Genomic DNA, 24237 nt, shown 5'->3' on the forward strand with positions numbered 1-24237 from the left:
GGTGCAGCGGTGAGCCACTGTTGTAGAGCCGAGCCCACGCTCGGCTGCTGTCGCGCAGAGATGAGCCGAGCATGGGCTCGGCTCTGCAGACAGCATTCAATCAACCGCGCGAGGTAGCGCCGGGCCATGCCCGGCGGAGCGCGGGATCAGCCGCGCGCCGCCCACCACACGCGCAGCAGGGTGCGCACCGGAGTGGCTTCGATTGGCTTGCCTGCGGCCTGCGCGGCCACACGGGCACGTGCCAGGCTGGACCACACGCGGCGCGGGCGCGGGCCGGGCACGCGGGTGCCCCACCCCTTCAACAGATGCTGCGCCCAGCGCTGCGCAGCGGTGCTGGCATCACCGTCCAGCAGGCTGCGCGGCACACCGGCCACGCCGGCATCCTGCAAGCGCTGGGCCAGGGTCTGCAGCTGCACCGCGCGACCGGCACCGGTGCGCGGCTTGTCCGCGAACAAGGTTGCCTCCACTGCGGCTACGGCCTCGGCGTAGTTGGCCAGCGCGCGCTCGGCGCCGGCTGCATCGGGCGCGACGGTGCGTGCTTCAACCAGATCCGGCAGCGCTTCGGCCAACTGCGCCCACGGCGCACGCACCGGCTCCAGCAGCCGGCCCAGCGGATGGCGCGAACGATGCCCGGCCCAACTGCGCAGCTCCTCGCCCCACCACGCCAGCTTGGCGTCGGCCGGCAACGGGTCGCCGCTGGTGTTGAGCATGTCGTCGAACTCCTGCAGCAGCGCAAACCACGCCACGGCCAGCTCGCGTTGCGATTCGGCCACGAACGGGGCGGCCACCGACCATTCCGGCCAACGGCTGCGCCACTTGTCGAGGAAACTGTCCAGCGCGGTACTGCTCACTACACCATTCCTTACGGCTGGGCCGGGGCTGCCGGCCGGGTCGGCCAGAGACTGGCCAGTTGCAGAAGTTCAGCGTTCTCGACCAGCACGTCGGCCTGCCAGGCCAGCGGATCGTCGCTGTGCAGGCGGTAGCCCCACAGCGCCGCCACCGACGGCATGGCCGCGGCCCGCGCGGCGATGATGTCGCGCTCGTCGTCACCCACGTACACGCAGTCTTCGGCAGCAACGCCAATGGCCTGCGCAGCGTGCAGCAGCGGCAGCGGGTGAGGCTTGCGCTCGGCCAGGCTGTCACCGCCGACCAGCACCGCGCAACGCTGCTGCCAACCATGTTGCGGCAGGATCAGGCGCGCCAGGTACTCCGGCTTGTTGGTGACGATGCCCCACACCGTACCGGCCTCATCCAGCGCGGCGAGCATGCCGGCCACGCCGTCGAACAGCACTGCGTGCTGGCCGATCAGCGCTTCGTAGCGCTGCAGGAATTCCGGGATCAGCGCGTCACGTGCGGCGACGTCCAGTTCCGGGAAGGCAGCCGAGACCATCGCCCGCGAGCCCTTCGACACCACCGGGCGCAGTGCGGCCGGATCGATGGGTGCACGACCACGTTCGGCCAGCATCGCGTTGCAGGTAGCGACGAAGTCCGGCGCGCTGTCCAGCAAGGTGCCATCCAGATCGAACAGCACCGCGCGCGGGAAGCGTGCAGAGGTCATGCCGGCTTGACCGCGTAGGCCAGATAGTTGATGTCGGTGCGGCTGCTCAGGCGGGCATGGTTGCGCCACGGCTCGTAAGCCATGCCACTGACATCCACCAGCTGCACATCAGCCTCGCGCAGCCAGCGCGCCAGCTCGGCCGGCTTGATGAATTCCTGGTAGTGGTGCGTGCCCTTGGGCAGCAGGCGCGCCACGTACTCGGCGCCGACGATCGCCACCGCGAACGCGGCGGCGGTGCGGTTGATGGTCGACAGGAACAGGTGGCCGCCCGGCTTCAGCAGGCGATTGCAGGCGTCGATGATCGCGCCCGGGTCGGGCACGTGCTCAAGCATTTCCATGCAGGTGACCACATCGAAACTGCCCGGCTGCTCGGCGGCCAGATCCTCGGCGGCCTGCACGCGGTAGTCGACCTTGGCGCCGCTTTCCAGCGCATGCAGGCGCGCGACCTTCACCAGCTCCGGGGCCAGGTCGATGGCGGTGACGTCGGCGCCGGCCTGGGCCAGCGCTTCGCTCAACAGGCCGCCACCGCAACCGATGTCGAGCACACGTGCGCCGCGCAGCGGCACGCGGTCGGCCACGTACTTCAGCCGCACCGGGTTCAGCGCATGCAGCGGCTTCTGCGGGCCGTCAGCGTCCCACCAGCGGTTGGCCAGCGCGGCGAACTTGTCCAGCTCGGCCTGATCGAAATTGGAGGAAGCGTGGGGGGCAGTCATGAGGGGTCCTTGCGGCGCCAGGGATCAGGCGCGGATATGACGGATGCGCTCGCGCCACTGGCGCGCGTTGGCGATGATGCCCGGCAGGTCCATGCCGACCAGCTCGCGCTGCACCAGCTTCGGCTTGCCGGCGATCCAGACGTCGCTGACCTGCTGGCGGCCGGTGGCGTACACCAGTTGCGACAGCACGTTGTGCAGCGGCTGGGTTTCCAGCGCAGACAGGTCGACGCAGACCAGGTCGGCCTGCTTGCCGACTTCGATCGAGCCGATGCGGTCACCGAAGCCCAGCGCGCGTGCGCCACCCAGCGTGGACGCGCGCAGCGTGGTTGCCGCATCCAGTGCAGTGGCGTCGTCGGCCACGGCCTTGGCCAGGATCGCCGCGGTGCGGTTCTCGCTGAACATGTCCAGGTCGTTGTTGCTGGCGCAGCCATCGGTACCGATCGCCAGGTTCACGCCTGCGCGCTGCAGGGCGCAGGCCGGGCAGAAACCGGAGGCCAGCTTCAGGTTGGATTCCGGGCAATGCACCACGCTCACGCCGCGCTCGGCGCACAGGTGGATTTCCGCATCGGTCAGCTGGGTCATGTGCACCGCAATCAGGCGGTCGTTGACCAGGCCGAGCCGATCCAGCCGCGCCAGCGGGCGCTGGCCGTGCAGCCTGATCGAATCGTTGATTTCCTGCGCGGTCTCGTGGGTATGCAGGTGCACCTGCATGTCGAGCTGGTCGGACAGCATCCGCACCCGCTCGAAGTTGGCATCGTTGACCGTGTAAGGCGCATGCGGCGCGAACGCGGTGGCGATCAGCGGATCGGTGCGCCACTGGTCGTGCAGTTCACCGGCCTTGGCGAAGTACTCGTCGTCGGTCCTGGCCCAGGCGGTGGGGAAATCGATGATGACCGCGCCCACCAGCGCGCGGAAACCGTGTTTCTTGTAGACCGCGGCCTGCACGTCGCCGAAGAAGTAGTTCTCGTTGGCGCAGGTGGTGCCGCCGCGCAGCATCTCGGCGATGGCCAGGGTGGTGCCGTCGGCAACGAATTCGGGGCCGATCACCGCCGCTTCCACCGGCCAGATGTGCTGCTGCAGCCAGGTCATCAGCGGCAGGTCGTCGGCGACGCCGCGCAGCAGGGTCATCGGGTTGTGCGTGTGGGCGTTGACCAGGCCCGGCATCAGCGCGGCCTCGGGGCGACTGACTACCTGGGCGGCACGGAAGCGCGCGCGCGCCTCGGCACGCGGCAGGATGGCCACGATCTCGCTGCCACGCACGGCGACGGCATGGTCTTCCAGCACCACCGCATGCGGCTCGATCGGAACGACGTAACCGGCTTCGATGAGCAGGTCGCAGGCTTCGGGGAGGTGCGGGCTATCGCTCATGCGGGCTCACTGGCTATTGGAGAAGGGCCTGGCGGGAGGCGGTAGCGCCGGGCCATGCCCGGCGGCTGTCCGCTGCGGCGCCATGGGCGCCAGCAACGGGTTCCGGGTTATGCCCGGAAAGCCGAGCATGGCTCGGCTCTACAGGTAATCCGGCTGCGCCGGATTACTTGACGCGTGCGGAGTACTCGCCCGAACGGGTGTCGACGCGGATCACTTCGTCCTGGTTGACGAACAGCGGCACACGGACCACGGCGCCGGTTTCCAGGGTGGCCGGCTTGCCGCCGCCGCCCGAGGTGTCGCCACGGACGCCCGGATCGGTCTCGGTGATCTTCAGCTCGACGAAGTTCGGCGGCTGCACGAAGATCGGCTCACCGTTCCACAGGGTGACCACGCAGGACTCTTCGCCCTTCAGCCACTTCTCGGCGCCGCCCATGCCGGCCTTGGTGGCCTGGACCTGCTCGAAGGATTCCGGATCCATGAAGTGCCAGTACTCGCCATCGCTGTACATGAAGTTCATGTCGGTATCGACGACGTCGGCTGCATCCAGCGAGTCAGTCGACTTCATGGTGACTTCCTGGGTACGGCCGTCCTTGATCAGGCGGTACTTCACGCGGGTGAAGGCCTGGCCCTTGCCCGGCTTGACGTATTCGGTGTCGATGATGACGGCCGGTTGGTTGTTGACCAGGATCTTCATCCCGTTCTTGACGTCGTTCATGCCGTAGCTGGCCATGCGTAAACTCCTGAGTGGCAGAAACGCCGCGGGTGCGGCGAGCCGTTAGAATGGAAAGCCCACCGGATGCCGGTGGGCGACTGTTTTTCTGCCCCCATGATAACCGCAGGCCCCCTCTCCATGCAGCTTTCCGCCTTCCCCCGGCCCCAGTCGCCAGGCGCGCCCGCGCGCTGGCAGCAGCTCTGGCGCCAGGCACTGCGCGACCCACAGGCCCTGCTGGCCCGGCTGCAGCTGGACCCGGCCGCGCTGGGCGTCTCGGAAGCGGCAATGGCCCAGTTCGCGCTGCGCGTACCGGAGGGGTTCGTGGCCCGCATGCGCAAGGGTGATCCGGCCGATCCGCTGCTGCGCCAGGTGCTGCCGATCGACGAGGAAATGCGTCCCGCGCCCGGGTTCAGCTTCGATGCGGTGGGCGATGGCGCGGCCAAGAAGGCCACCGGCGTCATCCAGAAGTACCGTGGCCGCGCCCTGCTGGTCGCCACCGGCAGCTGCGCGATCAACTGCCGCTACTGCTTCCGCCGCCACTTCGACTATGGCGCGGAGAACGCCGCCAAGGGTGGCTGGCAGGAGGCCGTAGCCGCCATCGCCGCCGACCCGGACATCGACGAGGTGATCCTTTCCGGCGGTGACCCACTGTCGCTGGCCACGCACAAGCTGGTCGAACTGACCGATGCCCTGCGCGCCATCCCGCATATCCACCGCCTGCGCATCCACACCCGGCTGCCGATCGTGCTGCCCGAGCGCGTGGACGATGAGCTGGTCTCCTGGCTGGGCAGTCTGCCCTGGCCGCTGGCGATCGTGGTCCACGCCAACCATGCCAATGAATTCGACGCCAGCGTGGACGCGGCGATGGCCCGCCTGCGCGCTACCGGCGCCCAACTGCTGAACCAGGCGGTGTTGCTGCGCGGGGTCAATGACAGCGTGCAGGCCCTGCAGGACCTGAGCGAGCGCAGCTTCGACGCCGGCGTGCTTCCCTACTACCTGCATCAGTTGGACCGGGTCGAGGGCGTGGCCCACTTCGAAGTGGATGACGCCCAGGCCAAGGCGCTGATTGCCGGCCTGACCGCGCGCCTGTCCGGTTATCTGATCCCGAAACTGGTGCGCGAACTGCCCGGCGACCCGAGCAAGCGTCCGCTGTAGCCCCAAAAAAGGGGACGGAGGGGATTAAGTCGCAAATGCACAAGCGACTTAATCCCCTCCGTCCCTTTTTTTGTGTCGGTCAGAGGCCCGATTCGATCATCCGCACGACTTCGGTGGCGGTCACCGGATGACTCAGCCAGTAGCCCTGGCCAAGATCGCAGCCGCGCTGCACCAGCAGGTCGAACTGCGCCTGCTGCTCGATGCCCTCGGCCACCACGGTGATGCCCAGTGCGTGGGCCATGGCGATGATCGCCGTGGTCAGCGCCAGATCGTCGGGATCGCGCTGCATGTCGGCCACGAAGCTCTTGTCGATCTTCACCCCGTCCACCGGTACCTGGCGAAGATGGCTGAGACCGGAGAAGCCGGTGCCGAAATCGTCCAGCCAGACCTTCACGCCGGTGCGGTGCAGCTTGTCCAGCAGCTGTGCGGCCACCATCTCGTCGCCGATCACGGCGGTTTCGGTCAGCTCCAGATGCAGCCGCGAGGCCGGTAGCCCGGACTCATGCAGGCACTGCGCCACCAGTGCCGGCAGTTCGCCGCCGCGCAACTGCCGTGGCGACACGTTGACCGACACGAACAGGTCGTCCCCGGCCGTCCCGCGCGGCCATTGCGCGGCCTCCATGCAGGCCGCACGCAGCACCTTCGGGCCGATGACTTCGATAAGGCCACTCTGCTCGGCCACCTCGATGAACACCGAAGGCGGGATCGTGCCCAGGGTCGGGTGCTGCCAGCGCAGCAGCACTTCAACGCCGACCATGCGGCGGTCGCGCATGCGGAAGATCGGCTGGTAGGCCAGGCGCAGTTCGCCGCGCTCCCAGGCGCCGCGCAGCTCCTGTTCCATATGCACGCGACGCTCGACTGCATGGTCCATCGCCCGGCTGTAATAGCGATAGCAGTTCTTGCCCGCCATCTTTGCCTGGTACATGGCAATGTCGCCGTTCTTCAGCAGAGTGGTGGCATCGGCCGCATCGTCAGGGAACAGGGTCACGCCGATCGAGGTACCCAGGAACAGTTCCCGGCCCTGCACCACCAGCGGCTTGCCCAGCTCCCGCACCAGCACTTCAGCCAGCAGCCGCGCATTTGCGGCCACATCACCATCGCCCACCAGGATCACGAACTCATCTCCGCCGAAGCGCGCCAACAGGGCTTCATCGCCCCCGGCTTCGGTGACCGCGCGATCGATACGCTGTGCAAACTGCAGCAGTGCTTCATCGCCAGCTTCGTGGCCAAGGGTGTCATTGACTCGCTTGAAGTCGTCGATATCGGCGAACAACAGGCCCAACCGGTGATTGGCGGCACGGGCAGCCATCAACCGATGATCAAGCGCCTCGCGGAATGCCAGCCGGTTGGTCAGCCCGGTCAACGCGTCGGTATAGGCCATGCGCCGCACTTCGCGGTCATGGCGGGCGATCGCATCACGCATGCGGGCAAAACCGCGCACCAGTTCACCCACCTCGTCGTCGCGGGTGTTCTCGGCCAGCGGCGTCTGGTAGTCGCCCGCCTCGATGCGACGGGCAGCGACGGCAAGATCACGGATCGGCGCAACCAGAGTACGCTGCACGTACAGGATCACGACCACGCCGATCACCACCAGTAGGCCCAGCATCAACAGCAGCCAGCCCAGGTGACGGCTGCCGACCTGCTGCAGGCGTTCGCCCAAGGTGGCGTTGGCTGCCTGCTCGCGCTGTTGCACCTCATCCAGCGCCATGCCGACGCGGACGCCGCCAATGCGCTGGTTGCCGACCATGATCGGCATGGTGTTGTCGAGCACCTTCGGCGACTCCTGCACGACCAGCGCCTGCGCAGCCGCGGCCTTGGGTGCAAGAGGATCAGCCATCGGCTGGCCGAAACCGGATACTTCGACCGAGCCGTCGTGAACCAGCCGGCCGCGTTCGTCGAACACCAGCACGTAGCGCACCACGGGCTGGCGCGCAGTACTGCGCACCAGTACGCCAACCTGGTCCAGGTCACGGTAGTACAACGGGTTGGCCAGCGCATCGGACAACTCGCGCGCCATCGCCTCGCCGCGGCTGCGCACGCTGCGGTCGAACAATTCATGGATGACGCCACCGCTGAGGTTGCGCACCTCGCCCTGCATCGCCGCTTGCCGCCCCAACAACACTGCCAGGATCGCGATCACCACGACCATTGCCCCGCCCATCGCGAGCAGGAACCGGGCCTGCATCCCCGAGCCAAGCCACTTCATTCCACTTCCATCCGCACGCGCGTCAATCCTTGTTTCAATTCATCCAGCCGCTGCTGCGCATGCGCATCGACACGGTGGAACCCGGAAGTGCCAAAAAACCGATGCAGCGCTCCCCGTGCCCGCGGGTCGCCGGCCGCCTGCAGCAGCACTTCCTGCAGGCGATCGCGCACGCGTGGATCAAGGTCGGCGCGGACCATCTCCACCGCACGCGGGTAGGGTTCGGTGCGCAACAGCTCGCGGAAGTCGCGCCGGAACGCTGCTGGCATCCGCCGTTCGTCATTCCAGTCCACGCTGCTCACTGCTCCCACGTCAACCACCCCCTTGTGCACGAACGTCGCGATGTTCAGCTCGCTGCGTGCAAATACGTAGCCCACGCTATCTGGGCCCGGCATGTCCCATGCACCGGCCAGGATCTGCGGCGACAGGCCTTCCTGCAGCAACGTCATCACCGGCACCAGGTAGGCACTGGTGGACGCCGTGTTCTGCAGGGCCAGGCGATGGCCCCGCAGATCCTGCATGCGCTGGATCGGGCTGTCGCGGCGCACGAAGAAAACCGTCTGGTACTCCCGCACACCGTTGCGCTCGGTCAGCAGCAGCGGACGGGCGCCACTGCGCTGGCCCAGCGCCACCGCCGTACCCGAGGTTTCCGTGACCCAGTCGACACGACCGCGCCGCAGATAGCTGGCCATCTGCTGTGGATCGCGTGCCATCAGGATCCTCCCCTCCTTGATGCCAACGTCGTGCATGCGCGCCACCACGTAATCCAGCAAGGGCTGAAGCTGCTCGTAGTGGGCCTTGGGATCATCGCTGATCCGGCCCAGCACCAGCACGTGGTCCGGTGCTGCACGCACCGTCCCGGCCAGCAGGACCATGGCCAGGCTCAGCAGTCCCCCCTGCATTGCCTTTCGCAGACCCGACACAGGCTTCATCCCCCCCTGGGTATCCAGACAGACTACCCGAAAAAATGAGAACGTCGTCAGCTGTCCTTGTTGCCTGCTTGTGCCAGTCGCGCCATGCGCTGGGTGTCGGCGAGGATGCCGCGCAACAGGCGCACTTCCTGCTCGCTTGGCTCGCTACGCAGGAACAGGCGGCGCAGCTTGCGCATCGCCGATTCCGGCGCGCGGCCCTTGTGGAAATCGATCTCGTCCAGCGTGTCGCCGAGCTGGGCGAAGAAGCTCTCCATCTGCTCATGGCTGGCGGCCTGTTCGCGGAAGCCGGGCTCGGCATTGGGGGCCGGCTGCGCGCCCAGCAGCTGCATGCGCGTTTCATAGGCCAGCACCTGTACGGCGGCCGCCAGGTTGAGCGAGCTGAACTCAGGATCGGACGGGATGTGCACCGCCGCATGGCAGAGCTGCAGTTCCTCGTTGGTCAGGCCGGTGCGCTCGCGGCCGAATACCAGTGCGACCTCGGCACCTTCGCCCGCCTTGGCCACCGCGCGGGCGGCAGCGTCGGCCGGCAGGTATTCCTCCAGCTGCACGCGGCGGGCACGCGCGGTGCAGCCCAGCACCAGGCGGCAATCGGCCACGGCCTCGGCCAGGGTGGCGACCACCGGGGCGTCCCCCAGCACATCTTCGGCCCCGGCCGAGCGGCGGAAGGCCTCCTCGTCCAGAGGCTTTTCGGGAGCGACCAGCACCAGACGGGCCAGGCCCATGGTCTTCAGGGCACGGGCGGCGGCCCCCATGTTGCCGGGATGCTGGGTACCGACCAGGACGAATCGGAGGCGGGTGGCGGCGGGAAACTGGGACATGAACAGGGAAAAGGTCGAGCTGGACGATGACCAATGGTAAACTGTGCGGCCGGCCACTGCGCCGGACCCGCTCTTTTCCCCCGCCAGTCCATCTCTTCTGCCTTTCCGGGAGCCCACGCCATGCAGAAACCCGCCGTCACCGTCATGGTCAAGGCCGCCCGCCTCGCCGGCAACGTCCTGTTGCGCAACATCAACAAGCTCGAGGCACTGAACGTGGTGCAGAAGGGCCGGATGGACTACGCCAGCGAAGTGGATGCGGACGCGGAAAAGGTCATCGTCAAGGAACTCAAGCGCGCTTACCCGGACTACGGCATCTTCGGTGAAGAAGGTGGCGTGCAGGGCGAGCGTCGCCAGATGTGGGTCATCGACCCGCTGGACGGCACCAGCAACTACCTGCGTGGCGTGCCGCACTACTGCGTGTCGATCGCGCTGGTCGAGAACGGCGAGCCGACCGACGCGGTCATCTTCGACCCGCTGCGCAATGAACTGTTCACCGCCAGCCGTGGTGCCGGCGCCGTGCTGAACGACCGCCGCATCCGCGTGGCCGACCGCAAGGATCTGGAAGGCACGATGATCCACACCGGTTTCGCCCCGCGCGAGCGCAGCCGCGCCAGCGCCCAGCTGAAGGCGGTCGACGCCCTGCTGGTGCACGGTGAGGACATCCGCCGCACCGGTTCGGCCGCATTGGACCTGGCCTACGTGGCCTGCGGCCGCGCCGACGCCTACTTCGAAGCCGGTGTGAAGGCGTGGGACATCGCCGCCGGCCTGCTGCTGGTCCGCGAGGCGGGCGGCAAGGTCTGTGACTTCAAGGGCGCGACCCTGGGCCGCATGGACAACCGTGGCCCGGAGACCCACCAGATCGTAGCCGGCAACCTGAAGGTGGCCGAGTCGCTGCAGAAGGTGCTGGTGAACACCGGCTACGCCGCCGAGTTCGACGCGAAGTTCTGAGGTTTCGCGTAAAGCGGTTCATGGGGACGGCACCTGCGAAGGTGCCGTTTTCGTTTGTGCGCACGGAGAGTCGTTTCCGCGACCGCGGAAATGATCCTAGGCATCGCCTGGCGCCACCAATGCGTGCGCGCGCAAAACAAAAACGCCCGGCGCGGGGCCAGGCGTTCCTGCACTAACAAGGAGCAGAGAGTTACGCCACCGTCGACGCCCGCAGCGCGGCGATGCGCTCTTCCAGCGGCGGGTGGCTCATGAACAGCTTCTTGGCCGTCGAACCGGCAATACCGAACGCGGCGATCTGGGTCGGCAGCGTGCTCTGGCCGTGGTTCAACTGCAGGCGCTCCAGCGCGGCGATCATCTTCTGGCGGCCAGCCAGCGAGGCACCGCCTGCATCGGCGCGGAACTCGCGGTGGCGCGAGAACCACATGGCGATCATCGTCGCGAACAGGCCAAACACCATCTCCAGCACGAACACGATGATGTAGTAGGCGAAGCCACGGCCACCGCCTTCGCGGTTGCCCGACAGCGCGCTGTCGATGATGCCGCCGACCACGCGGGCCAGCACGATCACAAAGGTGTTCAGCACGCCCTGCAGCAGCGCCATGGTGATCATGTCACCGTTGGCGACGTGGGCAATCTCGTGGCCCAGCACCGCTTCAGCCTCGTCCTCGCTCATGTTGTGCAGCAGGCCGGTGGACACCGCCACCAGCGCGTTGTTGCGGTTGGCGCCGGTGGCGAAGGCATTGATCTCCGGGCCGTCATAGACCGCCACTTCCGGCATACCGATGCCGGCGGCCTTGGCCTGGCGCTCGACCGTGGCCAGCAGCCAGCGCTCGGTCTGGTTGCGCGGCTCGGTGATCACCACCGCACCGGTGGAGCGCTTGGCCATCCACTTGGACAGCAGCAGCGAGATGAAGGAGCCACCGAAACCGAAGATGCCGGCCATGATCAGCAGACCGCTCATCTTGCTCGGGTCGGTTCCCGCCAGCGACATCACGATGCTGGCGAGGATCAGGACCGCGAGGTTGGTCGCCAGGAACAGGGCAATACGGGTGAACATGGGAAAATCCGGCTCGGAAGGGGTCGATATCCGTCAATTTGCGGTGCGCTCAGCTTGAATTCAAGCGCCAACCTGACCGACGATTCAGCCTGCATGACCGCCATTGTTCCCTGCGGCCGCTTCGCGCCCTCGCCGACCGGCCTGCTCCACCCCGGATCCCTGCTTGCCGCCTTCGGCAGTTGGCTGCTGGCCCGCCACCATGGCGGCCTGTGGCGGCTGCGCATCGAAGACGTTGACCCGCCGCGTACCGTGCCCGGCGCCGCGCAGTCACAGCTGCAGGCACTGGCTGCGTTCGGACTGGTCCACGACGGCCCGGTCCTGTGGCAGAGCGCGCGAGGCGAGGCCTACCAGGCCGCGCTGGATGTGTTGCTGGCCAGCGACCAGGCCTTCATCTGCCACTGCAGCCGCAGCGAACTGGCTGCCAACGGCGGCATCCATCACCGCTGCGTTGCGCGGCAACCGCGACCGGACCCTGCCGTCCGCTTCCGCGTGCCGCCGGGCAGCATCGTGCACTTCGACGATGGCCTGCGCGGCCCGCAGCAGCAGGACGTGCATGCCGAGGTTGGCGACTTCGTGCTGCGCCGTGCAGATGGCTGCTGGGCCTACCAGTTGGCCGTGGTGGTCGATGACGCCGAACAGGGCGTGACCGAAGTGGTGCGCGGCGCCGATCTGCTCGATTCCACCGCGCGGCAGATCCTGCTGCAGCAGGCGCTGGGCCTGGCCGTGCCACGCTACTGGCACCTGCCGCTGCTGCTCGATGCCCCGGGGCACAAACTGTCCAAGTCGCTGGCGTCGCTGCCGGTGGACAGCACGCGGCCGGTGCCGGTATTGCGCGCGCTCTGGCAGCTGCTGGGCCAGGCGCCTGCCGCACTGGACGGCGCCGATGAGCGGGATGCGCTGCTGGAGGCTGCGCAACGGGCGTTCGACCCGGCGCGGCTGCCGCGGACCGACGTCCTGTTGCCGGCCGGCGCACTTTCCGCGCCGATGTTGCAGAATCCCCCTTCACCCAACTGATACCCGGACAGCACTCCATGACATCTCGCGTCGCACTGGTCACCGGCGGAACCGGCGGCATCGGTACCGCCATCTGCCAACGCCTGGCCGACCAGGGCCACCGGGTCGCCACCAACTACCGCGACGAGTCCAAGGCCCGCGTCTGGCAGCAGGCGATGACCGAGCGCGGCTACCACGTGGCGATCTTCCCGGGCGATGTCTCCGATCCAGACAGCGCCGAAGCGCTGGTGCGCGCCGTCGAGGCCGAGCTGGGCCCGGTCGAGATCCTGGTCAACAACGCCGGCATCACCCGTGACACCACCTTCCACCGCATGCGCGCGGACCAGTGGCACGATGTGATCAACACCAATCTCAACTCGGTGTTCAACGTCACCCGGCCGGTCATCGAAGGCATGCGCCGCCGCGGCTGGGGCCGGGTCATCCAGATCAGCTCGATCAACGGCCTGAAGGGCCAGTACGGCCAGGCCAACTATGCTGCGGCCAAGGCCGGCATGCACGGCTTCACCATCTCGCTGGCCCGCGAGAACGCCGGCTTCGGCATCACGGTCAACACCATTTCGCCCGGCTACGTCGCCACCGACATGGTGATGGCGGTTCCGGAGGACGTGCGCGCCAAGATCATCGCCGACATTCCCACCGGGCGCCTCGGCAAGCCGGAAGAAATCGCCTATGGCGTGTCTTTCCTGGTGGCCGAGGAAGCCTCGTGGATCACCGGCAGCAACCTGGACATCAACGGCGGCCATCACATGGGCTGGTGAGCCGCGCAGGGGGCGCCGCGGCATGCACCGGCGGCCCCTGCCGATGGTCATGCTGCGCAGCACGCAAACCCTTGTTGCGCAACATGATCGCCCCTGAAAGCCAAGCCTGGCGGGGGCTGGGGCGGTTGCAACCGCTGCTGCACTGCGCCATGCTGCGCGTCTACTGTGACGAGTACCGCTTCATGGCTGCGACCCGCATCATCAAGAAGTATCCGAACCGCCGTCTCTACGACACCGAGATCTCCAGCTACATCACCATCGAGGACGTGCGCCAGCTGATCCTGGACGGTGAAGACTTTGAAGTCCGCGACGCCAAGAGCGGCGACGACCTCACGCGATCGGTCCTGCTGCAGATCATCGCCGACCAGGAACAGGACGGCGAACCGATGCTGTCCACGCAGCTGCTGAGCCAGCTGATCCGCTTCTACGGCGATTCCCTGCAGGGCTTCATGGGCAACTACCTGGAGCGCAGCATGCAGGTCTTCCTCGACCAGCAGCAACAGTTCCGCCAGCAGATGGGCAACCTGCTGGGCCAGACCCCGTGGGCGATGATGAACCAGCTGACCGAGCGCAACCTGGAGCTGTGGCAGGAATTCCAGCGCAGCATGGGCAGCGGCTTCGGTGGCCCGCGCCCGGGCGGCACCGGCACGGGCACGGGCACCGGCACCGGCAACAAGCCGAACGAACCGGGCACCGGCACCGGCAGCAAGACCCGCCGCTGAGCCGCTTCACAGGCTGACACGAAAACGGCGCGCCCCTGGCGCGCCGTTTCTGTCTGGATCGCGCCAACGATACGTCAGCGTTTCGCCTTGCACGCCGAGCACACGCGCTCGACCTTGTACCCTTTCGCCTTCAGTTTCTCGACCACGCCATCACTGCCCAGCAGGTGCAGCGTGCCGACCACCACCAGCGTACCGCCCTGCCCGGCCTGCAGGTACGGCTGCAGCTTCGGCACCCAGGCATCGTTGCGCCCGGTGTTGATGCGCTGGTACAGCTGCGGGTACTGCTGGCGCATCTCTGCCGCCATCTTGGTCCACAGCAGGCGATCATCGCCGCGGCGCCACGCATCATGCAGCAGCCGCGCCTGCTCATCGGCCTTGCCGGCCTGGTCCAGTGCTTCGGCCAGCATCTGCCGCTGTTCCTGCAGCGTCATTCCGTCAAGCATGCCGATCTGGGTATCAATGTCCTCCAGTCCCGCCGTCTTGCGGCCGGTCTTCTGCGCGCGCTCCATGAAGTGGCGGTCCAGGCCCAGCGCCGGGTCCAGGCCGAGCTTCTGCATCTGCCCGATCGAAATGCTCAGGCCGACGAACCAAGGCTTCATGCCCTGCATCTGCGCCAGCGGCAACTGGTTCTCGGCAGCAAAGGCCTGCAGCTTCTGCCAGGTGGCCGCATCCAGATCACGCTTCAGCTCGCTGCCATCGGTGCGGATCGCCGCCTGCACCATGCGGCTGGCCAGCTGGGGCGACTGCATGTCTTCCGGCGACAGTTCGAACACTACCCGCTGTGAGGCCTCGAACGCCTGTTCGACATCGGGCGACAGCGGGTAGTCCTGCGGCTTCAGCAGGTGGAAGGAACCGAGCAGGTAGAGGCGTGAGTCGCCTGGGCCAGTCACTTTCCACAGCAACGGCACCGGCGGCCTGGCCGCCGCTGCGCCAGCGGAGTCGGCTTGCAGGGTACGTGCTGCAACCAGCGGTGCCAGCGCACAGGCCGCCAACAGAACGGCGGCACGCAACAGTGATCTGATCGGCATCTCAGCCTTCTCCTTCAGGCAGGTGGTAGACCTTCTCGCCCGCTTCCACGCGCAGGTCCAGCCGGTTTTCAGGCGGCGCCAACGGGCAGGTTGCATAGGCGGTGAACGCACACGGTGGGTTGTAGGCATGGTTGAAATCGATGCGCACCGTACCATCGGCGCCTGGCGCATCGGTGTCCAGGTAACGCCCAGCCGGATAGCTGCCGCGACCGCTGGTGCGGTCGGCGAAGATCAGGAACAGCGGCTGCCCGGGTGCACCTATCGCCTCCAGCCGCCAGTTGCGGCCATCACGCTGGAACTCGACCGCGCCCGCGTTCGGCATCTCGGTGGTCAAGCCAGTGATATCGACGATCGGCAGGGTCTTGCCTGGCGGGTGCGCGATGAAGCGCGCCTGCACCTGCCAGTCAGGACCGCCCGGCCAGTACTCCAGGCCGGCGAACCCACGGCGTGCAGGCGCATCGGCGTGCTTGACCCGCAGCGCATCGCGCGGACCGCGACGGATGATGCTGAGCTGGCCTTTGCCACCATCGAAGGCCAGCAGCGTCGGCTGCGGATCCTTGTCGGTGTCGATGCGGATGCGGCCGCGCACCGGTTTGCCCCCATGGCTGACGTCCGTACCGGCTTCGGGAGTGAACCACCATTGGCTGCCCTCGCGGCGCAGCAGGCCCAGCTTGTCCGGCCCCACCGCCAGGCGGATGCCATTGGTCGCGCCACTGCCGACAAAGTGCGATTTGTTCTGCAGCCAGTGCAGGCCGACCAGCGCTGTCCAACCGTCCGGGCGGGTCAGGTCCTGATAGCGTGCCACCCGCCACTGCTGCTGCCCGGCGGCATAGGACGGATCCTCCGCGGCCGAAGCCGGTGCCGGCGGCGGCGCGGGGCTGCAGGCGGCCAACACCATGGCGACCAGCAGGCCGCCCATTCCCCGATAACGCATCGATGCTCCCCTCAACGTCCGCGCAGGAACCAGCGGTCGATCTCCGCCAGCGAAAAACGGGCCCAGGTCGGTCGGCCGTGGTTGCACTGGCCGGACCGTTCGGTGATTTCCATGTCGCGCAGCAGCGCGTTCATTTCCGGCAGGGTCAAGCGCCGGTTGGCACGCACCGCGCCGTGGCAGGCCATGGTCGACAGCAGCTCGTCGCGCGCGCTGGCCACGCGGCGGCTCTGGCCGTGCTCGCGCAGGTCGGTCAGCACGTCGCGCAGCAGGCCTTCCGGTTCGGCATGCGCCAGCAGTGCCGGTATGCTGCGCACGTGCAGTGAACCGGGGCCGGCACGGGTCACTTCGAAGCCGAGTGCGGCCAGCGTGTCGGCTTCGCTTTCGGCGGTATCGGCCTCGCGCTCGCCCACCGCCAGCGTGATCGGCACCAGCAACGGCTGCGACTGCAGGCCGATGCCATCGTGCGCGTTCTTCAGCCGCTCGTAGCCGATGCGTTCGTGTGCGGCATGCATGTCGACCACGATCAGGCCTTCGGCGTTCTCGGCCAGGATGTAGATGCCGTGCAGCTGCGCGATCGCATAGCCCAGCGGCGGCACTCCGGCATCGGCACTGGTGACCGGCAGTCCGTTCTCGGTCGGCATCGGCGGCAGCGCCGCCCCGGGCTCGGCACCGGCCGGCGTGGCATACAGCGCGGCGTAGGCCGCCGGTGCATCAGCGACCTGCAGCCCAAGGGGCTGCTGCGGGCGCCAGCCGGAAAAGCCACCGCCGCCTGCGCCCGAGCCGGCACCGGGCGCAGGCCCACGCACCAGCCCGAAACCCGATGCGCCCGCGCTCGATGCCATCGATGCCGCAGCGGCGTCCACCGGATGCACCGGACCCGCACCGATCTCCTGCGCCGACATGCCCGCGCGGGTATCAGCCAACGCGTCCTTCAGCGTGCGATAGACGAAGTCATGCACCAGCCGCGAATCACGAAAGCGCACCTCGTGCTTGGCCGGGTGCACGTTGACATCAACACGGGTCGGGTCCAGTTCGAGGAACAGCACATAGGCCGGCTGCCGACCGTGGTACAGCACATCGCCGTACGCCATCTTCACCGCGTGGGCGACGCTGCGATCACGCACCGAACGGCCGTTGACGTACAGGTACTGCTGGTCGGCGCTGGCACGCGAGTAATGCGGCTGCGCGATCCAGCCATGCAGGCGCAGGCCGGCGCCACTGTGATCCACGCGCACGGCCTGGTTGGCGAAATCCTCGCCCAGCGTTTCTGCCAATCGCGTATCGGAATACAGATCGCCCGGCTTGTAACGGCGCGAGGCCTTGCCGTTGTGGGACACGCGCAGTTCGACGTCCGGCCGCGCCAGGGCCAGCGAGCGCAGCCATTCTTCGATATGGCCCAGCTCGGTGCGCTCGGCGCGCAGGAACTTGCGCCGCGCCGGTACGTTGTAGAACAGCTCGCGCACTTCCACCGTGGTACCCGGCGCATGCGCGCGCGGCGTCACCTCGCCGATCTTTCCGCCTTCGATCTGCAGCGCGGAACCATGCTCGTCATGTGCGCGACGCGAGGCCAGGGTGAAGCGACTGACCGAGGCGATCGACGGCAGCGCTTCGCCACGGAAACCGAGCGTGGCCACCGATTCAAGATCGTCCAGATCGGCGATCTTGCTGGTCGCGTGGCGCGATACCGCCAGCGGCAGCTGCTCCGGCGCGATGCCACTGCCGTTGTCGCGGATGCGGATCAGGCGTACACCGCCCTCTTCAAGATCGATATCTACGCGGCTGGCACCGGCGTCGATCGCGTTCTCGACCAGCTCCTTGACCACCGAAGCGGGACGCTCGACCACTTCGCCAGCGGCGATCTGGTTGATCAGGATCTCCGGCAAGGGCCGGATCGGGCGCGGACCGGGCGCGCTCATGGGAGATGATGGGCAGCAGACTTCATGGGTCGATGATAGCGGAGCGCCCGTGGGTAGAGTCGACTGTCAGTCGACTGCTCTCCGCCCGGGCGCCGAAAAGCCCCGCGCTGCGCACGTAGTCAACCAACAGTCGACTCTACCGCGCTCTACAGGAAGCGGATTACTTGCTGCCGCCGGCCATGGTGGCTGCGGCGTCGATCTCGGCCTGGGCACGGGCCGCGTACAGCGTGCCCGGCGGTGGCTGGCGGCTGAAGAAGGTGTGCACGCCATCGAGCACGGCACCGGCGATCTTGCGCTGGTAGGCCGGGTCGGTCAGGCGACGCTCTTCATCCGGGTTGGAGATGAACGCGGTTTCCACCAGCATCGCCGGCATGTCCGACGTACGCAGCACCGCGAAGTTGGCGCGCTCGATGTTCGGCTTGTGGTTGTTGCCGATCCGCTTAAGGCCGCCCAGCACGTGGCCGGCGGCGTCTTCGGACGCCTTCATGTAGCCGCTCTGCGCCAGGTCCAGCAGCACATTGGCAAGCGTGCCCTCGGTCTGCTGCAGGCGAACGCCACCGACCAGATCGGCCGCGTTTTCCTTGTCTGCCAGCCAACGGGCGCGCTGCGAAGAGGCGCCCTTGGTCGACAGCACGTACACCGACGAACCGGTGGCCGAACGGTTCTCGGCCGCGTCGGCATGGATGGAAATGAAGATGTCGGCCTTGTTCGCACGCGCCTTCTGCGCGCGCATCGGCAGCGGAATGAACACGTCACTGTCGCGGGTCAGGTAGGCCTTCAGGCCCGGCGTCGCATTGACCTGACGGGCCAGTTCCCGCGCCACCGCCAAAGTGACATCCTTCTCACGCTTGCCGGTCGGGCCGATCGCGCCCGGATCCTGGCCTCCGTGACCGGGATCGATGGCCACCACCAGATGGCGCATGCCGGCCTGCATGCGGATGCGGGAGGCATCACTGGGCATGGCCGGGCGCGGCGGTTCCACCGGCGTCGGTGCCGGCGCAGGCACCGTGGCCGGCGGCGTGGTCACCACCGCTGCGGTGCGCTGCCCAGCGAGGATCGCGGCCGGCGAGGAAGAAGGCGAACTGCTGGCCACGGTACCCGCCGCCGCGACCTGGGCCGGCGCGGTGGATGGCGCCGGGGTAGGCGTGGCCGGCGCGGCGGCGGTGGCACTGGCCTGCTGCCGCACCTGGGCAGTCAGCAGCGCCGTGGCACGCGCGGCATCGGTACGCGCCTGCGCGCTCTCCGCCGGCGTCGGCGTCGGTGCGGGCGTGTTGGCCGGCGCCTGCGGCGGCACCGCCGGCGTCGCTGCCGGACGGCTGGCGGCCACGGCCGGGCCATCGCCCGGCCATTCGATCACCAGCTTGGATTCATTGCCCTCGCGCTGCATCTGTGGGCGGAACGGCGCCACCGATTCAGCAAGGTCGAAAACGACACGGAAGGTACCCGGCACCGGCTGTCCGGTGCGCACCGCGGTGACCACGCCCTGCGCCGCCGGCATTTTCAGGTTGCGTACGGCGCTGGAGTCCGGGAAATCGACCACCAAGCGGTTCGGTCCGGCCAGCGACAGCGTCTTGTAACCGCCACTGCCCACCAGCGAGATCTCGGCACGGGTGCCGGTGGCACCGGTATTCAGCAGGACCTGGCGAATTTCACCGGCCCACGCGCTGACGCTCGCCAGACCCAGTCCGACGGCGGCACAGATGGCGATGAGACGGTTCCCCGGGCGCATGGCTCAGGATTCAATCACCGCGCTGAACGGAATGCAACACCTTTTTCCTTAATAATCCGTAACCTGCCGGTGTTTGTTCTCGTCAGCCGACAGATATGGCCTGCAAGTCGCCTCCTTGGGGAAGCCGTTTCAGCCATTCATGCCCTGCGTCGCTGGCGCCAGTGAGACGAACGCGACGCCCTTGTCCCTCGATCTCCAGCGCCACCACCAGGTCGGTTGGCGGCAGCGCACCGGCACCGCGTTCCGGCCATTCAACCAGCCACAGTACCGCGCTGCCCTCGTCCAGCGCGAGGAAATCGAGTTCGCCGGCCTGCCCGATCCGGTACAGATCCAGATGCCAGGCCTCGCCACCGCCGGCCAGCGGATAGCGCTCGACCAGGGTGTAGGTCGGGCTGCGGATGGCGCCCTGGACGCCCAGCGCGCGCAGCAGTGCGCGGGCCGTGGTGGATTTGCCGGCCCCCAGGTCGCCGCGCAGTTCGACCAGCGCCTGCGGCGGCCGCGTGGCCGCCAGCCATTGCCCGAGCAGTTCAGTGGCATCGCTGTCGGCAAGGAAGAAATCGATCATCGGGAAAGTTCCGGGTTGGCCAGTCGCCGCAACGGCGACAGCAGATCAGTAGGAAGCAGGCCGCGCGCGCCATCGGCGGCCGCGGCGTCGCCCGCGAGCCCATGCAGCAGCGCACCGGCCGCGGCGGCGTCGAAGGCGGCCAGGCCCTGCGCGCGCAGGCTGGCGATGATGCCGGTGAGCAGATCGCCCATGCCTCCCACGGCCATGCCGGGATTGCCTGCAGCGATCAGCCGTGGCGCCTGCCCGGGCGCCGTCACGATGCTGCCTGCGCCCTTCAACACCACCACGGCGTGGAAGCGTTCGGCCAACGCCTGCGCACAACGGTAGCGATCGGCCTGGATGTCAGCGGTACTGCAGCCGAGCAGACGCGCGGCCTCGCCCGGATGTGGCGTAAGGATGGCGTCCGGCAGCGCGCGCGGATCCTGCGCCAGCAGGTTCAGTGCATCGGCATCGACCACCAGCGGTTTGGCGCTGGCCAGCGCCCGCGCAAACAGCGCGCGCGCCCATTCGTCCTGGCCCAGACCGGGGCCGATCGCCACCACCTTCGCCTTGTCCAGCAGCGCCGGCAGCACATCGCCGTCTTCCAGTGCATGGGTCATCGCCTCGGGCAGCCGAGCCAGCAGTGGACCGACGTGGTCGCGGCGGGTGCCCAGGCTCAACAGCCCCGCCCCTGCGCGCAAGGCGGCCTCGGCTGCCATGGCGATGGCACCGCCGCTGCCGTGGTTGCCGCCGACGCACAGCACGTGGCCGGATTCGCCCTTGTGGCTGTTGGCGCGGCGCGGCGGCAGCAGTGCCGGCAAGCGCGCCTGGGTCCAGTGCTCCACGGCGGGTGACACGCCCTGCCATGCGGCCGTGGGCAGCTGCAGCGGCGCCAACGCCTTCCGCCCGCAATGATCCAGCGCATCGCCGGTATACAGCCCGCGATGCGGCACGATGAACTGCAGGGTCAAAGCAGCCTTCACCGCCTCGCCCGGTACGGCGCCCCGGTCGGCATCGACGCCACTGGGGACGTCCAGCGCCAGAACCGGTGCCGCCTGCGCGTTGAGGGCGGCGATCAGCGCCTGCGCCGCGCCTTCCGGCACGCGATCGAAGCCCAGACCGAACAGGGCATCGACCCAGATATCGACCTCGGGCAGCGCGCCGTCGAAATCGGTGATGGTGCCGCCGTCGGACGTGAATTCCGATGCGGCACGCTGCGCCAGCGACGTCGCCGGTGGCTTGCCCGGCAAGGCGATCACCGCCACCTTACGCCCGGCCTGTCGTGCATGGCGGGCCAGCACCAGGCCATCGCCGCCGTTGTTTCCTGCGCCAACCACCACGCCGATCCGCTGCGCTTGTGGCCAATGCTGCAGCAGGCACGGCCAGGCGGCCTGACCGGCCTGCGCCATCAGGCTCCAGCCGCCCTCGGCAGCCAGTGCCGAGGCCTGCGCATCAAGCGCACGCGCGGCAGCGGAATCGAACAGATCGGCAAGGTTGGCCATGCAGGGATTTTATACTGGTCCACATGTTCCCCGCCCCCGCCCCTGTCGATCCGGCCCAGGCCGTGCAGCGTATCCGCGAACTGGCGCGTGCGCATGGCTTCCAGCGCTGCGGCATCGCCGGCATCGAGCTGGGCGAGGACGAGGCGCACCTGGCCGACTGGCTGGGCCAGGGCCTGTACGGCACGATGGACTGGATGGCGCGCCACGGCACCCTGCGCGCGCGCCCGGCCGAGCTGCTGCCCGGCACGGTGCGGGTGATCTCGGTAGGCATGGACTACAGCCACAAGGACGACACCGAAGCCTGGGCAACCCTGGCCGACCCGGGCCGCGCCTACGTGGCCCGTTACGCCTTGGGCCGCGACTACCACAAGCTGATGCGCAACCGCCTGCAGAAGCTGGCCACGCAGATCAACGATGAAGTGGCACCGCTGGGCTACCGGGTATTCGTCGATTCGGCGCCGGTGCTGGAGCGCGCACTGGCGCGCAACGCGGGGCTGGGCTGGATCGGCAAGCACACCTGCCTGATCGACCGCAACGGCGGTTCCTGGTTCTTCATCGGCGAGATCTACATCGATATCCCGCTGCCGATCGATGCGCCGGCTACGGCACACTGCGGCACCTGCACGCGCTGCATCGATGTCTGCCCTACCCGCGCGATCACCGGCCCGCAGCGGCTGGACGCGCGGCGCTGTATTTCCTACCTGACCATCGAACACGACGGCGCCATTCCCGAACAGATGCGTCCGCTGATCGGCAACCGCATCTATGGCTGCGACGACTGCCAGCTGGTCTGCCCCTGGAACAAGTTCGCCAAGCGCACCGACGAAGCCGATTTCCGCGCGCGCAACAACCTCGATACCGCGCGCCTGGACCAGCTGTTCGCCTGGGACGAAGCCGAGTTCCTGCGCCGCACCGAAGGCAGCCCGATCCGGCGCAGCGGCCATGAGCGCTGGCTGCGCAACATCGCCGTGGCGCTGGGCAATGCGCCGTCCTCGGCCGAAGCGCTGGCTGCCCTGCAGACCCGCATCGACGATCCCTCGCCGCTGGTGCGTGAACACGTGCAGTGGGCACTGGGCCAGCACACGGTGCGCTGACGTGCGATCCTGAGCCCCCGTTCCGCCCGCAGCACGCCGTTCCCATGCAGCCACGCAACAACGACATCCTCACCCCCAGCCAGCTCAACACCCTGGCCCGCGACCTGCTGGAAGGCAGCTTCCCGGCGATCTGGGTCGAGGCCGAACTGGGCAGCGTGGCGCGTCCCGCCTCCGGGCATCTGTATTTCACCCTGAAGGACGCACGTGCGCAGCTGCGCGCGGCGATGTTCCGGATGAAGGCGCAACACCTGAAGTTCGTGCCGCGCGAAGGCATGCGCGTGCTGGTGCGCGGCAAGGTGACCCTGTACGACGCCCGTGGCGAGTACCAGATGGTGCTGGACCACATGGAGGAAGCCGGCGAAGGCGCACTGCGCCGCGCCTTCGAGGAGCTGAAGGCACGGCTGGAGGCCGAAGGCCTGTTCGACCCGGCACGCAAGCGGCCGCTGCCGGCGCACGTGCAGCGCCTTGCGGTGATCACCTCCCCCACCGGCGCCGCTGTGCGCGACGTGCTGAGCGTGCTCGGCCGCCGCTTCCCGCTGCTGGAAGTGGACCTGCTGCCGACCCTGGTGCAGGGCAGCAGCGCCGCTGCACAGATCACCCGCCTGCTGCAGGCCGCCGATGCCAGTGGCCGCTACGACGTGATCTTGCTGACCCGTGGCGGCGGTTCACTGGAAGACCTGTGGGCCTTCAACGATGAAGCACTGGCCCGTGCGATCGCCGCCAGCCGCACCCCGGTAGTGTCGGCGGTGGGCCATGAAACCGACTTCAGCCTGAGCGACTTCGCCGCCGACCTGCGTGCACCGACGCCATCGGTGGCAGCCGAGCTGCTGGTACCGGACCAGCGCGAACTGGCCCTGCGCCTGCGGCGCACCGCGGCACGCATGGCGCAGCTGCAGCGGCACACGATGCAGCAGGCGATGCAACGTGCTGACCGTGCCCTGCTGCGCCTGAACGCGCAGAGCCCGCAGGCGCGACTGGACCTGTTGCGCCGCCGCCAGCTCGATCTGGGCCGGCGCCTGCATGCCGCGTTCAACCAGCAGCAGGAGCGCCGTGCTGCGCGCCTTCGCCATGCAGCGGCGGTCCTGCGCGGGCACCACCCACAGCGCCAGCTCGACGCGATGCAACGCCGCCTGGCCGCCCTGCGCGGACGACCGCAGGCAGCGATGCAGCGTCTGCTGGAACGCGATGCGCTGCGCCTGCGCGGGCTGGCGCGTTCGCTGGAAGCGGTCAGCCCGCTGGCGACTGTAGCGCGCGGCTACAGCATCCTGACCCGCAGTGACGATGGCACGCTGGTGCGCCAGGTCGATCAGGTACAGCCCGGCGACGCATTGCAGGCGCGCGTGGGCGACGGCGTGATCGACGTGCAGGTCAAGTAAAGGGGTTCGGCAGGGCTGCGCCCTGCACCTGCAGAGGCAAATGCAACAGCCGAAGCAACAGCGAAAACGGCTCTGGACTGCTGGTAGCTTGGCGGGGTGGTGTGGCTGTGCAGGACACGCCGTAAACCCATCCCTGGGGGCTCGATGGCGCCATCC

22 protein-coding genes are annotated in these 24237 nt (G+C 68.0%); 7 read left to right on the top strand and 15 right to left on the bottom strand.

The genetic code is table 11. The annotated features are described in order from the left end of the window. Positions 1-146: 146 nt before the first annotated feature. The 5 genes from O0J15_RS09815 to efp all read right to left on the bottom strand — a co-directional run bounded on the left by O0J15_RS09815 (position 147) and on the right by efp (position 4369). Positions 147-851 (bottom strand): squalene/phytoene synthase family protein, encoded by a 705-nt coding sequence (locus O0J15_RS09815; RefSeq protein ID WP_019660510.1) that lies wholly within the window; start codon positions 849-851, stop codon positions 147-149. An 11-nt stretch (positions 852-862) separates the two neighbouring features. Further along, entirely contained in the window at positions 863-1558 is a 696-nt protein-coding gene (locus tag O0J15_RS09820; RefSeq protein WP_021204179.1) for a phosphoglycolate phosphatase, read from the bottom strand. After that, positions 1555-2271 carry a bifunctional 2-polyprenyl-6-hydroxyphenol methylase/3-demethylubiquinol 3-O-methyltransferase UbiG gene (ubiG, locus tag O0J15_RS09825; RefSeq protein ID WP_019660512.1) on the bottom strand — a complete coding sequence of 239 codons (717 nt, stop codon included), beginning with the start codon at positions 2269-2271 and terminating at the stop codon, positions 1555-1557. Before ubiG ends, O0J15_RS09820 begins: the two co-directional genes overlap by 4 nt. A 24-nt stretch (positions 2272-2295) precedes the next feature. Beyond that, positions 2296-3639 (bottom strand): TRZ/ATZ family hydrolase, encoded by a 1344-nt coding sequence (locus tag O0J15_RS09830; RefSeq protein WP_308305572.1) that lies wholly within the window; start codon positions 3637-3639, stop codon positions 2296-2298. A 163-nt stretch (positions 3640-3802) separates the two neighbouring features. Next, positions 3803-4369 carry an elongation factor P gene (gene efp / locus O0J15_RS09835; protein WP_005410381.1) on the bottom strand — a complete coding sequence of 189 codons (567 nt, stop codon included), beginning with the start codon at positions 4367-4369 and terminating at the stop codon, positions 3803-3805. A 96-nt stretch (positions 4370-4465) separates the two neighbouring features. On the opposite strand from efp, the gene epmB reads away from it, so the two are divergent. Continuing rightward, entirely contained in the window at positions 4466-5506 is a 1041-nt protein-coding gene (gene epmB / locus O0J15_RS09840) for an EF-P beta-lysylation protein EpmB (protein WP_111097878.1), read from the top strand. Between the two features lie 79 nt (positions 5507-5585). Here epmB and O0J15_RS09845 read toward each other — a convergent pair whose 3' ends face one another. Genes O0J15_RS09845 through O0J15_RS09855 form a run of 3 tightly spaced genes read right to left on the bottom strand, consistent with a single transcriptional unit; the run spans position 5586 to position 9459 of the window. Further along, positions 5586-7712: a bifunctional diguanylate cyclase/phosphodiesterase gene (locus O0J15_RS09845; protein WP_111097869.1), complete on the bottom strand. Its 2127-nt coding sequence runs from the start codon at positions 7710-7712 to the stop codon at positions 5586-5588. Further along, a complete protein-coding gene (locus O0J15_RS09850) occupies positions 7709-8641 on the bottom strand; it encodes a phosphate/phosphite/phosphonate ABC transporter substrate-binding protein (protein ID WP_021204176.1) in 933 nt (310 codons plus the stop codon). Before O0J15_RS09850 ends, O0J15_RS09845 begins: the two co-directional genes overlap by 4 nt. 47 nt (positions 8642-8688) lie before the next feature. Further along, positions 8689-9459 (bottom strand): RNA methyltransferase, encoded by a 771-nt coding sequence (locus tag O0J15_RS09855; protein ID WP_111097870.1) that lies wholly within the window; start codon positions 9457-9459, stop codon positions 8689-8691. 120 nt (positions 9460-9579) lie between these two features. Between O0J15_RS09855 and O0J15_RS09860 the strand changes: the two genes are divergently transcribed. Further along, positions 9580-10407, top strand: coding sequence for an inositol monophosphatase family protein (locus O0J15_RS09860; RefSeq protein WP_005417749.1), 828 nt, complete (start codon positions 9580-9582; stop codon positions 10405-10407). 190 nt (positions 10408-10597) lie between these two features. On the opposite strand, the gene htpX is transcribed toward O0J15_RS09860, so the two are convergent. Next, on the bottom strand, positions 10598-11464 hold the full coding sequence (gene htpX, locus O0J15_RS09865; RefSeq protein WP_308305573.1) for a protease HtpX: 867 nt from the start codon (positions 11462-11464) through the stop codon (positions 10598-10600). 93 nt (positions 11465-11557) lie between these two features. On the opposite strand from htpX, the gene gluQRS reads away from it, so the two are divergent. The 3 genes from gluQRS to phaR all read left to right on the top strand — a co-directional run bounded on the left by gluQRS (position 11558) and on the right by phaR (position 13958). Next, the gene (gene gluQRS / locus O0J15_RS09870; RefSeq protein ID WP_308305574.1) at positions 11558-12478 is read left to right on the top strand and encodes a tRNA glutamyl-Q(34) synthetase GluQRS; all 921 of its coding nucleotides are present in this window, start codon (positions 11558-11560) and stop codon (positions 12476-12478) included. Between the two features lie 17 nt (positions 12479-12495). Further along, positions 12496-13236, top strand: coding sequence for an acetoacetyl-CoA reductase (phbB, locus tag O0J15_RS09875; protein WP_021204170.1), 741 nt, complete (start codon positions 12496-12498; stop codon positions 13234-13236). A gap of 182 nt (positions 13237-13418) precedes the next feature. Beyond that, on the top strand, positions 13419-13958 hold the full coding sequence (phaR, locus tag O0J15_RS09880) for a polyhydroxyalkanoate synthesis repressor PhaR (RefSeq protein ID WP_308305581.1): 540 nt from the start codon (positions 13419-13421) through the stop codon (positions 13956-13958). A 74-nt stretch (positions 13959-14032) separates the two neighbouring features. On the opposite strand, the gene O0J15_RS09885 is transcribed toward phaR, so the two are convergent. From O0J15_RS09885 to O0J15_RS09910, 6 genes are all read right to left on the bottom strand, one after another. After that, positions 14033-14986, bottom strand: coding sequence for a TraB/GumN family protein (locus O0J15_RS09885; RefSeq protein WP_308305575.1), 954 nt, complete (start codon positions 14984-14986; stop codon positions 14033-14035). Position 14987: 1 nt separating this feature from the next. Then, complete coding sequence (locus O0J15_RS09890; RefSeq protein WP_180876589.1) at positions 14988-15920, bottom strand: DUF1684 domain-containing protein; 933 nt, start codon at positions 15918-15920, stop codon at positions 14988-14990. 11 nt (positions 15921-15931) lie between these two features. After that, a complete protein-coding gene (gene mutL / locus O0J15_RS09895; protein ID WP_308305576.1) occupies positions 15932-17836 on the bottom strand; it encodes a DNA mismatch repair endonuclease MutL in 1905 nt (634 codons plus the stop codon). Positions 17837-17996: 160 nt separating this feature from the next. After that, on the bottom strand, positions 17997-19565 hold the full coding sequence (locus tag O0J15_RS09900; protein ID WP_019660525.1) for an N-acetylmuramoyl-L-alanine amidase: 1569 nt from the start codon (positions 19563-19565) through the stop codon (positions 17997-17999). 82 nt (positions 19566-19647) lie between these two features. Continuing rightward, positions 19648-20130, bottom strand: a complete 483-nt coding sequence (gene tsaE / locus O0J15_RS09905; protein WP_308305577.1) for a tRNA (adenosine(37)-N6)-threonylcarbamoyltransferase complex ATPase subunit type 1 TsaE — start codon at positions 20128-20130, stop codon at positions 19648-19650. Next, entirely contained in the window at positions 20127-21611 is a 1485-nt protein-coding gene (locus tag O0J15_RS09910) for an NAD(P)H-hydrate dehydratase (RefSeq protein ID WP_308305578.1), read from the bottom strand. Before O0J15_RS09910 ends, tsaE begins: the two co-directional genes overlap by 4 nt. 23 nt (positions 21612-21634) lie before the next feature. Between O0J15_RS09910 and queG the strand changes: the two genes are divergently transcribed. Then, a complete protein-coding gene (gene queG / locus O0J15_RS09915) occupies positions 21635-22705 on the top strand; it encodes a tRNA epoxyqueuosine(34) reductase QueG (protein ID WP_308305579.1) in 1071 nt (356 codons plus the stop codon). A 44-nt stretch (positions 22706-22749) separates the two neighbouring features. After that, on the top strand, positions 22750-24081 hold the full coding sequence (gene xseA, locus O0J15_RS09920; protein WP_308305580.1) for an exodeoxyribonuclease VII large subunit: 1332 nt from the start codon (positions 22750-22752) through the stop codon (positions 24079-24081). The last annotated feature ends 156 nt before the right edge of the window (positions 24082-24237 follow it).

Source organism: Stenotrophomonas sp. Sm10 (assembly GCF_030985515.1).
In the GTDB taxonomy this organism is placed as follows: Bacteria; Pseudomonadota; Gammaproteobacteria; order Xanthomonadales; family Xanthomonadaceae; genus Stenotrophomonas; species Stenotrophomonas hibiscicola.

Coding starts and splice junctions, on each gene's coding strand:
- O0J15_RS09910 (WP_308305578.1), bottom strand. CDS start 21,611: ATGGCCAACCTTGCCGATCTGTTCGATTCCGCTGCCGCGCGTGCGCTT.
- O0J15_RS09885 (WP_308305575.1), bottom strand. CDS start 14,986: ATGCCGATCAGATCACTGTTGCGTGCCGCCGTTCTGTTGGCGGCCTGT.
- O0J15_RS09845 (WP_111097869.1), bottom strand. CDS start 7,712: ATGAAGTGGCTTGGCTCGGGGATGCAGGCCCGGTTCCTGCTCGCGATG.
- efp (WP_005410381.1), bottom strand. CDS start 4,369: ATGGCCAGCTACGGCATGAACGACGTCAAGAACGGGATGAAGATCCTG.
- O0J15_RS09860 (WP_005417749.1), top strand. CDS start 9,580: ATGCAGAAACCCGCCGTCACCGTCATGGTCAAGGCCGCCCGCCTCGCC.
- O0J15_RS09820 (WP_021204179.1), bottom strand. CDS start 1,558: ATGACCTCTGCACGCTTCCCGCGCGCGGTGCTGTTCGATCTGGATGGC.
- tsaE (WP_308305577.1), bottom strand. CDS start 20,130: ATGATCGATTTCTTCCTTGCCGACAGCGATGCCACTGAACTGCTCGGG.
- O0J15_RS09855 (WP_111097870.1), bottom strand. CDS start 9,459: ATGTCCCAGTTTCCCGCCGCCACCCGCCTCCGATTCGTCCTGGTCGGT.
- phaR (WP_308305581.1), top strand. CDS start 13,419: ATGGCTGCGACCCGCATCATCAAGAAGTATCCGAACCGCCGTCTCTAC.
- ubiG (WP_019660512.1), bottom strand. CDS start 2,271: ATGACTGCCCCCCACGCTTCCTCCAATTTCGATCAGGCCGAGCTGGAC.
- O0J15_RS09900 (WP_019660525.1), bottom strand. CDS start 19,565: ATGCGCCCGGGGAACCGTCTCATCGCCATCTGTGCCGCCGTCGGACTG.
- epmB (WP_111097878.1), top strand. CDS start 4,466: ATGATAACCGCAGGCCCCCTCTCCATGCAGCTTTCCGCCTTCCCCCGG.
- O0J15_RS09830 (WP_308305572.1), bottom strand. CDS start 3,639: ATGAGCGATAGCCCGCACCTCCCCGAAGCCTGCGACCTGCTCATCGAA.
- xseA (WP_308305580.1), top strand. CDS start 22,750: ATGCAGCCACGCAACAACGACATCCTCACCCCCAGCCAGCTCAACACC.
- O0J15_RS09850 (WP_021204176.1), bottom strand. CDS start 8,641: ATGAAGCCTGTGTCGGGTCTGCGAAAGGCAATGCAGGGGGGACTGCTG.
- O0J15_RS09890 (WP_180876589.1), bottom strand. CDS start 15,920: ATGCGTTATCGGGGAATGGGCGGCCTGCTGGTCGCCATGGTGTTGGCC.
- phbB (WP_021204170.1), top strand. CDS start 12,496: ATGACATCTCGCGTCGCACTGGTCACCGGCGGAACCGGCGGCATCGGT.
- htpX (WP_308305573.1), bottom strand. CDS start 11,464: ATGTTCACCCGTATTGCCCTGTTCCTGGCGACCAACCTCGCGGTCCTG.
- mutL (WP_308305576.1), bottom strand. CDS start 17,836: ATGAGCGCGCCCGGTCCGCGCCCGATCCGGCCCTTGCCGGAGATCCTG.
- queG (WP_308305579.1), top strand. CDS start 21,635: ATGTTCCCCGCCCCCGCCCCTGTCGATCCGGCCCAGGCCGTGCAGCGT.
- gluQRS (WP_308305574.1), top strand. CDS start 11,558: ATGACCGCCATTGTTCCCTGCGGCCGCTTCGCGCCCTCGCCGACCGGC.